General features: G+C 58.9%; 7 protein-coding genes. 5 read left to right on the top strand and 2 right to left on the bottom strand.

All coding sequences use genetic code 11. The features are described from left to right. Nucleotides 1-51 precede the first annotated feature (51 nt). Nucleotides 52-1,740: a phospholipid carrier-dependent glycosyltransferase gene (locus AB5Y95_RS03140; protein WP_362847750.1), complete on the bottom strand. Its 1,689-nt coding sequence runs from the start codon at nucleotides 1,738-1,740 to the stop codon at nucleotides 52-54. A gap of 583 nt (nucleotides 1,741-2,323) precedes the next feature. After that, nucleotides 2,324-3,646, bottom strand: coding sequence for a YjiH family protein (locus AB5Y95_RS03135; protein ID WP_368159488.1), 1,323 nt, complete (start codon nucleotides 3,644-3,646; stop codon nucleotides 2,324-2,326). A 591-nt stretch (nucleotides 3,647-4,237) separates the two neighbouring features. Here AB5Y95_RS03135 and AB5Y95_RS03130 point away from each other — a divergent pair. The 5 genes from AB5Y95_RS03130 (at nucleotide 4,238) to rplY (ending at nucleotide 11,260) form a co-directional block, all read left to right on the top strand. Further along, nucleotides 4,238-5,308: a transcriptional regulator gene (locus AB5Y95_RS03130; RefSeq protein ID WP_005301015.1), complete on the top strand. Its 1,071-nt coding sequence runs from the start codon at nucleotides 4,238-4,240 to the stop codon at nucleotides 5,306-5,308. A gap of 84 nt (nucleotides 5,309-5,392) precedes the next feature. Beyond that, a complete protein-coding gene (locus tag AB5Y95_RS03125; RefSeq protein WP_368159487.1) occupies nucleotides 5,393-5,815 on the top strand; it encodes a CBS domain-containing protein in 423 nt (140 codons plus the stop codon). Nucleotides 5,816-6,036: 221 nt separating this feature from the next. Further along, nucleotides 6,037-9,951, top strand: coding sequence for an ATP-dependent RNA helicase HrpA (hrpA, locus tag AB5Y95_RS03120; RefSeq protein ID WP_368159486.1), 3,915 nt, complete (start codon nucleotides 6,037-6,039; stop codon nucleotides 9,949-9,951). Nucleotides 9,952-10,014: 63 nt separating this feature from the next. Continuing rightward, on the top strand, nucleotides 10,015-10,866 hold the full coding sequence (locus AB5Y95_RS03115; protein WP_368159485.1) for a hypothetical protein: 852 nt from the start codon (nucleotides 10,015-10,017) through the stop codon (nucleotides 10,864-10,866). A gap of 106 nt (nucleotides 10,867-10,972) precedes the next feature. Continuing rightward, a complete protein-coding gene (gene rplY / locus AB5Y95_RS03110; protein WP_005301003.1) occupies nucleotides 10,973-11,260 on the top strand; it encodes a 50S ribosomal protein L25 in 288 nt (95 codons plus the stop codon). Nucleotides 11,261-11,395: the final 135 nt, after the last annotated feature.

Below are 11,395 nucleotides of genomic sequence, written 5' to 3'. Positions count from 1 at the left end.
GCGTCTATCTCAATGGCCTTTCTCCGATGGGGTCTATCTCCGTGCAATTCATCAATGGTCGCAGCGCCCCTTGACCCAGTAGATGGCGCGGGCATCTCTGTCCACTCTGGGGTGCCCCGTGGCCAGCAACCGGTAGGTATGCCCGGCCAGCAAGCTGGCCAGCTGGAAGTTCTTGTCGTCCTGATTGATGAGCAGGCTGGTGAAGATGGGGTCACGGCAAGTCAAGATGTCATGAAGCCGCGCCGTGTCGACGTTTTTGATCTGCCAGTCGCCGTACACCGAAAAGAGTCCCCGCTCGGTTTCACCAAAGTTCCAGCCGGCAATCCGGGCGCGCTGCTCGATGGGGATCTTCTGCAAGAAACGCTCTGTATCGTTTTTCATCGCTTTGGCGGCATCAATGGCGGGGTAGGCCAGGGTAAATGCCAGCAAGAACATGATGCCGGATGCGCTGGCCAGCAGGGTGGCCCCCTCAATTTCACGCCAGCGCCACAACTGTTCAGCCGCGAAAATAAGCAATACCGCCGCCAGCACATGACGCCAGCCGAGGGTGCTGATGACGGAAAGGGTCTGGTCGGGGATCTCCACCGGCAACAGCGGCAGGTAGAAAGGGGCCATGAGCAGGGCCAGAGCGAACAGGAACATGAACAGGGTCCAGCCACGGCCATAGCCATTCAGCCAGCGAGGCCAGCTGAGGCTCAGTTGCCCGATCATCAGGGCAAAGACCGGCATCAGCGGAAAGAGGTAGAGGGTCCGCTTGGTGGAGGCCACGCTGAGCAGCAGCAGAGTGCCCACTGTCCAGATGAGCAGGAACAGGCGGGAGACGCTCCACTGTTTCTGCCTGATGGTTTGCCAGCCCCAATAGAGCACGAGGGGCAGCCAGGGCAGGGTGTATTCTGCGATTCCTACAAGGTAGAAGAAGTATTCGCCGGACTTGATGTGGCCCAGTTCGGCAGAGCTGCCTGTCAACCTGCCCACCTGATTTTGCCAGAACCACTGTTGCCAGAGTGCGTCTCCCTCGGGATGCTGCCACAGGGTCAGCAGCCATCCTGCAATGGGCATGACGAACAGCAGGCTCATGCCGAGGTGCTGCATCACGAAACGGCCTCCCTCATTAGCGGCAAGATGACGCCTGAATGCCGGGATGAACAGTGCCAGCCAGCCAAAGAAGAGGGTGATGGGGCCGATGGGCCCCTTGACCAGAAAACAGAGGGAGAGACCGAGCCCTGCGCACCAGAGCATCCGTGAACGACCACCCAGGTACCATTCGGCGAATGCCCACATGGTGAAGGCGACGAAAAAGGCGAGGCTGGTGTCTACCCGGATCCAGTGGCTGTTCATGATGAAGCCCTCCATGGTTCCCAGTGCAATGACCGACCAGAGCGCCGCAGTGCCTGAACCCAATACCCGCTTGGCCAGCAGGCCGGTGAACAGCAGTGTGCCCAGGGCCCAGAGGGCCCCCACCAGGCGCAACGTCACCGTGATATCCAGGGTATCGTGCAGCAGGGCCAGCAAGGGGATGGCCAGAATGTAATAGAGCGGGGGTTTTTCGATAAAGCTGCTGCCGGCCAGGGTCGGGATAGCCAGCTCACGGCTGTTGAACATCTCCCAGGCGATGGCGGCTTCGCGAGGTTCGTCTGGCGTCCATAGCTGGTGGCCAAACTGACCCATCAACACGATGACGAAGACCATGAGGAGCAAGGCACCGAGATGAGTCTCGACTGCGGGTCTAGTGGGCAGCATGGGACCCTCCTGACCGCATGAATTGCGGTTGCCTGTCGACCCTGTCGAAAAATGCATGGCGATGATGTGTCATGACAATATCCATATTTAATCTGTGTCACCAAAAATAAGAGATCGGCAGTCAACTGTAGTATCACAGCCATGGGGGAATGATAATGAGGAAGTTGTTACCAAATATTGCCTGTAAAAATAAAAATGGGGTACTGCTGTTCTGCTGTCAGGTTGGTTCGTCAACCTAAAAGACGGCTGCATTGAGGCCTGCTGCGGGGCTGACGTAGCTGTCACCGTGAGCTCGCGGGCGACATGACAGGCCTGATTCAAGACTTGCCTTGGTCACGCTCGCCATATTTTTTTAAATGGATTTCTATTGTTTATAAATTTTTCAAGCGGCCATCATGTGCCTGACCCATTGTTGTTCATTATTGGTGATGCTCAGACGGTATCAATTTGATGATCGTGAATGGGCTGGCCATGTATTATTTTCAGTGTTGGAGAGGGGGTCGATAAATTAAATAAACAGGGAGGCTTGCCTCCCTGTTTAGTGTTTCAGCCAACGTGCTGATGCGCGATCCTCTTCGAGTCTTCACGCCAGCCAGCCGAGTGCAATGGCAAGGCGACCGCAAAGCGCAGCCAGCACAATGCCAAGCAGGGTACGCAGCAGCCAGATCACCACCAGTTGTCCCACACTCACCGGGATCCGGGTGGCTAGGATGCAGGGGATGGAGGCCGAGAAAAAGAGCACCGAGCTGACCGAGACCACGGCCGCGACATAGCGCACCAGCAAATCTGCATCCTTGAGCAGGATGGCCGGCAGGAACATCTCCGCCAGACCGGCCGAGAGCGCTTTGGCGGTAGCCAGCGGCTCTCCCAGATCGAGCAGCCAGGTGAGCGGCCAGAGCAGCCAGCCTATCAGATCGAACAGGGGGGTGTGCTGGGCCAGCAGCAGGCCCAGCAAACCGACCGACAGTATGGTCGGCACCACGGCGGCAGCCATGTGAAGACCGTCCCTGAGGTTGTCCCGCAGTTGGCTCAGCAAGGGTTCGGCCTGGCTGGATTGGGTGAGCCCGGCAGCCATGGCCGCTTGCCAGCGGCGTTGGCCGGCAGGCAAGGGTTCGTCGGTGTCGCCTTCATGAGCCATGGTGGCGATGGGAGGCACGCGCGCCAGGATGGCGGTGATGATGAAGGTGATGATCAGGGTGGACCAGAAGTAGAAATTCCACTGCGCCATCAGGCCAAGGGTCTTGGCCACGATGATCATGAAGGCGGCCGACACGGTAGAGAAGCCGGTGGCGATGATGACGGCTTCGCGCACCGTGTACTTGCCTGTCAGGAAAACCCGGTTGGTAATGAGCAGACCCACCGAGTAGCTGCCGACGAACGAGGCCACGGCATCAATGGCGGAGTGGCCTGGCGTGCGCCAGAGGGGGCGCATCACGGGCTGCATCAATACGCCGATAAGCTCCAGCAGACCGAAGCCGAGCAAAAAGGTGAGGGCCATGGCGCCGATGGGCACGATGAGGCCCACCGACATGGCCAGCTTGTCGAACAGAAAAGGCAGTCGATCCGGGGTCATCAACCAGGTCGGCCCGATCCCGGTGACATAGATCAAGGCCACTCCCAGGCCCAGCAGCTTGAACAGGCTCAATATCCTGTCGATGGGGCGTGCACGCCAGCGGCCGTCGAGCAAGGGCATCACGGCACCATATCCAATCAGCAGCAGGATGAGGCCGGTCGCCAGGGGGCGTTGGGTCATCACCAGGCCGGCCAGATGATCCACCACTATGGTGCTGCGCCCCCCCAGCTCGACCGGAATAAAGAAGATGGCGATGCCAAGCAGGCTGGTCAGCAGCAGCTTGATGCCTGCGCCTGGCTTCATGGGGGTTGACAGTAGGTTGTCCGATTCCATATCTGCTCCTTGCGGTGGGTGTCAGTCCGTGTGTTGGGTCGTCATTTGTATATACATTAAGTATTTCAGGAGTGAATTAAACACAAAATTAACCAAAATGAAACACCTTGAGCGGCGACGACAGCGAGTAAGCGATGAGGTTGGCGGCAAAGGGAGTCGGTTGGATTTGAGAAATGATCAGGGGAGCAGGGAGCTGTCGGGCAGGGTGCCAGCATGGCCGAGGGCGAGAGGTGGCAGGCGCTTAGGCGTGGAGCGGCCCAAAATAACCAGGTCTGTGGAGTGACATAGTCGCGTTGATTGGCACCCCTGGGCAACTTGTCGCAGCAAATGGCACGAGAGGGCTGCTTTGTTGCAACATTGTCGCGTCGGCGGAGCCTGTTGTTTGCCACAGACAAGCACAACATCAGCGACAAAAATCATAAAAAACATTAACTTGGATTTAAGATTTTCGCTTTCGAGCGCTCTTATGTCGTTTCATCATTACTATTTATGGATCAGTTATAAAACCTTTGTTCATTTGACTACTTTTCGCGTTTCTCATTGCAGAGTAAGATGCCACTTCAATAAAAATAAGAAATTAGGAGTTCGGGTGTGAAGGCATTAGTAAAAGAAAGGGTATCGCCCTATATAAGCCAGTTATATGAGTGCGGTATTAATGATTCTGACATTAAGTTGGTGGTGGATCAGTTCCGCTCCGACGTGTCAGGCAGCTCGTCGCTGTTCTTGTTGCGGGATGATGACAAGAGCGACGGCATCAAGCTTTTTTCCAGTGGTTTGACCGAAGCCCAGCAGCAGTTCTATGTCCAGCACCATCGCCAGGATGTGTGGTTCAATCACTATCTGGACAAGGGCTGCCAGGGGATCGTCAGTGCCAACAGCCTCTCCAATTCGGCGGGTTTGCTGGCCAGTTTCGGCGCCCAGTTTGCGGCCGGCGGTGTCTGCCGGGTGAAGGGGCGGGGGCTGAGCAGCCTGTCTACCTATCGTGCGGCGACGCAGGATGATTTCAGTGCGCAGGAAATTTCTTCCCTTGGCGAAGTTTATTCTGGCTTGGCGGCCTGGAGCCAACATTATTGGAACCTACTGGCCCTGGAAACCCAGAACTATCAGCTGCAACAGCTGGTAAAAAACCATAATAAACCCAGCGCCATCGTCGATGACAAAGGGCATATCCATTATTCCAACGTGGCCTTCAATCGTATTGCCGACGAGAACGTGGAACTGCGAGCGGGCAATGGTATTTTCTCGCTGCAAAATAAGGAGCAGCAACGCCAGTTCAAAGAGATATTGAATGGCTTCGCCTATCTGCTGCCCGGCGCCAGCGCCTATATGTCCATTCCTCGTCAGCCCAATCTGCGGCCGTTGCTGATCCAGTGTACCCTGATGAGCGGTCTCAATCGCTTCGAGCGGTATGTGGAGGTGGTGCTGCGGGATCCCGAACACTCCTTCAACCCCGACATCGAAGCGCTGGCCAGCCTCTATCCGCTCACCATCGGCGAGAAAGAGCTGCTGGTGCTGATGAGCAAGGGTTACAGCAGCAACGACATCGCCGAGCTACGCGGCGTCAAGGTGGAAACCGTGCGCTCGACCCTGAAAGGGGTGTTCAAGAAGACCGACTGCCACAGCCAGAACGAGCTGCTGTTGTTGCTGCAATCCATCTCCTGATCCATGCGAGCTATGCTTGGAGTGAGCCGGACATAGTGCCCGGCTCGCGCCTCCCGCCCGGGAGGCAGGTTGGGGGAACGCACGATGGAATCACTCAAGGCAAAGGATTACATGCAGACTCGTCCCATCACCTTCAGCGCGGAGATGATGGTGCAGGCGGCAGTGGAAAAGTTTCTCAACAGTCGCCAGCTTGGCGGCCCCGTGGTGGACGAACGGGGCCACCTGGTGGGTTGGGTCTCCGAGCAGGACTGTATCGCCGTCATGTTGAAAGAGGCCTATCACTGTGAACAGGTAGCCCAGGTCAGGGATGTGATGCGCAAGGAGGTGCTGGCCGTCGGCCCCGATACCAGCATCCTCGAGCTGGCCGAGATGATGATGGGACAAAAGCCCAAGATCTATCCGGTCGTGGAGGAGGGGCATCTGCTCGGGGTCATCAGCCGCCACGATGTGATGCAGGCCATCCACGCCCAGCTGGGGAGCTGTTTCGTACACAAGGCTCGTGCCTGAGGACACGCTGTTTTCACCTCGTCAGCACGTTGGCAGCACAGAGCAGGCACCATGCCTGCTCTTTTATTGCCGCATGGGGAATGCCGATGCCAGCTATTATGATACAGGCTTCATCCTCCTCGGCGCCGCTTTAAGGCTTGCACCGTCCAGCCTCGCTCTTTAGGATCTCCCCCAGCTATCGATATGGCCCTTGATGGGCACTCTTTTAAGGAATTCGTACCTTGTCTCTCTCTATCGAGGCGCTGCGCCGCCGTCTATCTGCCTGCATGAACCTCGACGCCCGCCGTCTCTCCAGCCGTCTGCACGGGGCCAAGAAGCTGCCGGAAGCCAAGCAGGCCGCCGTACTCGAGACCATCGCTGCCGATCTGGATGTGGCCGAGGCGCGCTATCAATCCCGTCTGGCCGGTGTGCCCAGGGTCACCTATCCGGACAATCTGCCGGTCAGCCAGAAGCAGGCGGAGATCGCCAAGGCGATCAACGAACATCAGGTGGTGATCATCGCCGGGGAAACCGGCTCGGGCAAAACCACCCAGATCCCCAAGATCTGCCTGGCGCTGGGGCGCGGGGTGAAAGGCTTTATAGGCCACACCCAGCCGCGCCGTCTGGCGGCCCGTACCGTGGCGGCCCGTATTGCCGAAGAGATGGAGTCCGAGCTCGGTCACTACGTAGGCTACAAGGTGCGTTTTACCGATCAGGTGAGCGAGCAGACCCACATCAAGCTGATGACCGACGGTATCCTGCTGGCGGAGATCCAGAACGACCGGATGCTCACCCAGTACGACACCATCATCATCGATGAGGCCCACGAGCGCAGCCTCAACATCGACTTCATCCTGGGTTACTTGAAGCAGCTGCTGCCGAGGCGCCCCGATCTGAAGGTGATCATCACCTCGGCCACCATAGACCCGCAACGTTTCTCACGCCATTTCAACAAGGCGCCGGTGATCGAGGTCTCCGGCCGCACCTACCCGGTGGAGGTGCGCTACCGCCCACTGTTTGTTGATAAAAAAAGCAGTGACAAGAGCGAGGGGCTGGAGGAGCGCGACGAGCTGCAGGGGATCTTCGATGCAGTCGAAGAGCTGGCCCGCGAAGGGCTGGGGGACATCCTCATCTTCATGAACGGCGAGCGCGAGATCCGCGATACCGCCGATGCCCTGCGCAAGCTCAACCTGCGCGACACCGAGGTGCTGCCGCTCTACGCCCGCCTCTCCAACGCCGAGCAGAACAAGGTGTTCCAGCCCCACGCCGGGCGGCGCATCGTGCTGGCCACCAACGTGGCGGAGACCTCGCTGACGGTGCCGGGCATTCGTTACGTGATCGATCCTGGCACGGCCCGTATCAGCCGCTACTCCTGGCGTACCAAGGTGCAGCGCCTGCCCATTGAGCCGGTCTCCCAGGCCAGCGCCAACCAGCGTAAAGGTCGCTGCGGCCGGGTGGCGGACGGTATCTGTATTCGCCTCTACTCCGAAGAGGATTTCAACGGCCGTCCGGCCTTTACCGACCCCGAGATCCTGCGCACCAACCTGGCTTCCGTCATCTTGCAGATGCTGGCGCTCGGCCTTGGCAACATGGAGGCGTTCCCCTTCGTGGAGCCGCCGGAATCGCGCCATATCAAGGACGGCCTGACCCTCTTGAAAGAGCTGGAGGCGGTCAAAGAGCTGCCTGCCACCGGCGATCGCGAAGCCAAGCTGCAGCTGACCGAGACCGGTCGCCAGCTCTCGCGCATCCCCCTTGATCCGCGCCTGGCGAAGATGGTGATCAGCGCCGCGCAAACCGGCTGTTTGAGCGAGGTGATGGTTATCACCTCAGCCCTCAGCATTCAGGACCCCCGCGAGCGGCCCATGGAGAAGAAGCAGGCCGCCGACGAGCAGCACCGACGCTTTGAGGACAAGGATTCCGACTTCCTCGCCTTCGTCAATTTGTGGAATTACCTGAAAGAGCAGCAAGATACCCTGGGCAGCAACCCGTTTCGGCGCATGTGCCAGAAGGAGTTTCTCTCCTACCTGCGGGTGCGCGAGTGGCAGGACATTCACTTCCAGCTGCGCCAGACGGTCAAGGAGCTTGGTTTTAAAGCCAACCATGAACCGGCGGATTTCAAGACGGTGCACTGCGCGCTGCTGACCGGCCTCTTGAGCCACATCGGCAACAAGGATCTGGAAAAGCCGGAGTTTCTTGGCGCCCGCAATGGCCGTTTCCATCTGTTCCCGGCCTCGGGTCTGTTCAAGAAGCCGCCCAAGTGGGTGATGGCCGCCGAGCTGGTGGAGACCTCGCGCCTCTACGCCCGTATCAACGCCAAGATTGAACCCGAGTGGGTGGAGCCGCTGGCGGGCCACCTCATCAAGCTGCACCACAGCGACCCTCACTGGTCGAAGAAAAACGGTGCCGTCATGGCCAAGGAGAAGGTGACGCTTTATGGCCTGACCCTGGTCAACGAGCGCACCATCAACTTCAGCCGTATCGACCCGGCCCTGTGTCGCGAGCTGTTTATCCGCCGTGCCCTGGTGGAGGGGGATTTCGAGACCCGCCACCGTTTCTTCAGCGATAACCGCAAGCTTTTGGCCGAGGTGGAGGCGCTGGAGCACAAATCCCGTCGTCGTGACATCCTGGTGGATGATGAAGATCTGTTCCGCTTCTACGATGCCCGCCTGCCGGAAGAAATTATCTCTGCCCGTCACTTCGACAAGTGGTGGAAGGAGGCGCAGAAGCAGGATCCCGAGCTGCTCAACTTCGAAAAAGAGATGTTGATGAAGGGGGATGCGGCCCACATCAGCGATCTCGACTATCCCAACTTCTGGCAGCAGGAGCGCCTCAAGCTCAAATTGACTTACCAGTTCGAACCGGGGGAGGCCGCCGATGGCGTGACCCTGCACATCCCGCTGCCGCTCCTGAATCAGGTGGAGGTGAAAGGGTTCGAGTGGTTGATCCCGGGGTTGCGTCACGAGCTCTTGGTGGCCCTTATCAAGTCGATGCCAAAGCCGATGCGCAAGAACTTCGTACCAGCCCCCAACTATGCCGATGCGCTGCTCGCCAGCATCAACCCCGAGCAGGGGCCGCTGCTGGACGAGATGGAGCGCCAGCTGCGGCGCATGACCGGTGTGGCCGTGCCCCGCGAATCCTGGGACTGGGCTGCGGTGCCCGATCACCTGAAACTCACCTTCCGGGTAGTGGACGACAAGCACAAGAAGGTGGCGGAAGGCAAAGACCTGGAGGCATTGAAAGAGTCCCTGCGCGGCAAGGTGCAGGAGACCTTGTCGCAAGTGGCGGACGACGATATCGAGCAGTCCGGCCTCACCCTGTGGAGCTTTGGTGAGCTGCCCCAAGAGTACAGCCAGAAACGTGGCGGCTTCGAGGTGAAGGCCTATCCGGCGTTAGTGGATCAGAAGGATTCGGTCGCCATCCAGCTGGTGGAGAGCCCGGTGGTACAACAGCAGCTGATGTGGGCCGGTCAGCGCCGGCTGGTGCTGCTCAACGTGCCATCTCCCATCAAGTACCTGCAGGAGAAGCTGCCCAACAAGGCCAAGCTGGGGCTCTACTTCAATCCGTTTGGCAAGGTGGCGGAGCTTATCGATGACTGTATCGCCTGCGGCTGCGACAAGCTCATCGAGCAGCACGGCGGCATGGCCTGGGACGAGGCCGGTTTCGAGGCGCTCAAGGAGTATGTCCGCGCCGAGCTCAACGACGCCGTAGTGGAGGTAGCCAAACAGGTGGAAGCCGTGCTGACGCTGTCCCATGAGATCAAGAAGCGGCTCAAGGGAAAGATGCAGCTCGACACCGCCTTTGCCATGTCCGACATCCAGCAGCAGCTCGGCAACCTCATTCACAAGGGGTTCGTGACCGAGACCGGCTGGCAGCGGCTGCCGGATCTCTTGCGCTATCTGCGCGCCATCGAGCGGCGCCTGGAGAAGCTGGCCATCGACCCCAACCGGGATCGGGTCTACATGCTCAAGGTGCACAGCGTGGAGTCGGAATACAAGGCGCTGCTGGCCAAGATCCCCAAATCCCAGCTGGTGCCCACCGAGGTGGCCAACATCCGCTGGATGATCGAGGAGCTGCGGGTGTCGTTCTTTGCCCAGAATCTGGGGACCCCCTATCCGGTCTCCGATAAACGGGTGCTAAACGCCATCGCCCAGTGCTAATCTGCTGAGGAGAAAGGCCGCGGGTGCGCTACCGGCAGCCTGGACGCTGACGGAGGAGCAAGGATGCTTGGATTCTGGTTAGGGATGGCGATGGTCAACATCAGTGGCTATCAGCCCATTGCCGAGCAAACCTGGGTACAGTTGAACCCGGAGTACTACCCGCTGCATCGCACCCCGCCCGCCATGTTCGTGGCCTGGCGGGGTAATCAATTTCCCACCCTCGAGCGCAAGAAGAAGAAGGGACGCTGGCAGGTGTTGTTTCCAGCCCGGCTGGTGCCCCCCTTCGATCTGTTCGAGGGGGAGGCCGAGCTTTCCAAAGCTTATCTGGCAAGATTGCGGCGCATCGACGAAGCGGCCTACGGGCTGGCACCCATTACCCCGGCGGCCTATCAGCCTCATCCGACACAAGAGGTGGCGACCCTGGCCGTGCCCTTCATGGCGGAGTTTGCTGTGCCACCATCACCGGGCCAGCCGAAAGCAAGTGAGCAAGGGGAACCCCTGCTGGCCGCCTTGTCGCAGCAGGCCAGCTGGCAGGCGCCTGCTACCCGGTTGGCGCAATTTGTGTCATCGCAGGGTGATGGTCAGGGGATGATGGTGCCTGTCAGCAGCACGCTGACGCTGGCGGCGCCGGCGGCTGGCGGCAAACGGGTCTGTCATCAGGTCGCCGCAGGAGAGACCCTCTGGCGCATCGCTGCCATGCTGGCCCAGAACGGGACCGTGACCGGGGTGGCGGGGGATACCTACAGCTATTTGCTGGCCATCGTCGATGACAACCAGGCGCTGATGGGTCAGGGCATCAAGGTGAAGGCGGGAGATACCCTCTACTGCCCGGCGCCGCAGACGCTGGCCCGTTTCGATGCCCTGAGTCCGGCCCAGCGATTGCAGCGTTTTGCCAGATTGGAACAGGGACGCTGAGGTCTCTTGTCACTGCTCGGGGGCCGTGATAGTATTCGCGCTCGTTTTGCGAGGTGCCGACCGGTCGCAGTCTGCACCATAAATTCATCTAAAAGAGATACATACTATGTCTTTCGTATTCCAAGCTGAAGTCCGTTCTGACCTGGGGAAAGGTGCGAGCCGCCGCCTGCGTCACGCTGACCAAGTTCCTGCCATCGTTTACGGTGCAGGCAAAGAAGCCGTGTCCATCACCGTTGACCACAAGAAATTCATCCTGGCCCAAGAAAAGCCGGAGTTCTATGAGTCCGTACTGACTCTGGTTATCAACGGCGAAGAAGTTAACGTAAAAGTGAAAGCTATCCAGCGTCACCCGGTACGTTACAAGCTGCTGCACCTGGACTTCGTTCGCGTCTAATCGACCACGAACGTTCCTGTGAAGAGGCCACCCAATCGGGTGGCCTCTTTGTTTTTACGGCATTTTTCCCGATAAAAATAAAATACTCAACTAGTGCTGTTAGTCTTTACTTGTAGGCATGATTGACAGCAGGAC

It is taken from the genome of Aeromonas sp. R5-3, from assembly GCF_040908225.1.
Taxonomy (GTDB): Bacteria; Pseudomonadota; Gammaproteobacteria; order Enterobacterales; family Aeromonadaceae; genus Aeromonas; species Aeromonas dhakensis.
This window is presented reverse-complemented; position numbering and strand designations above follow the sequence as displayed.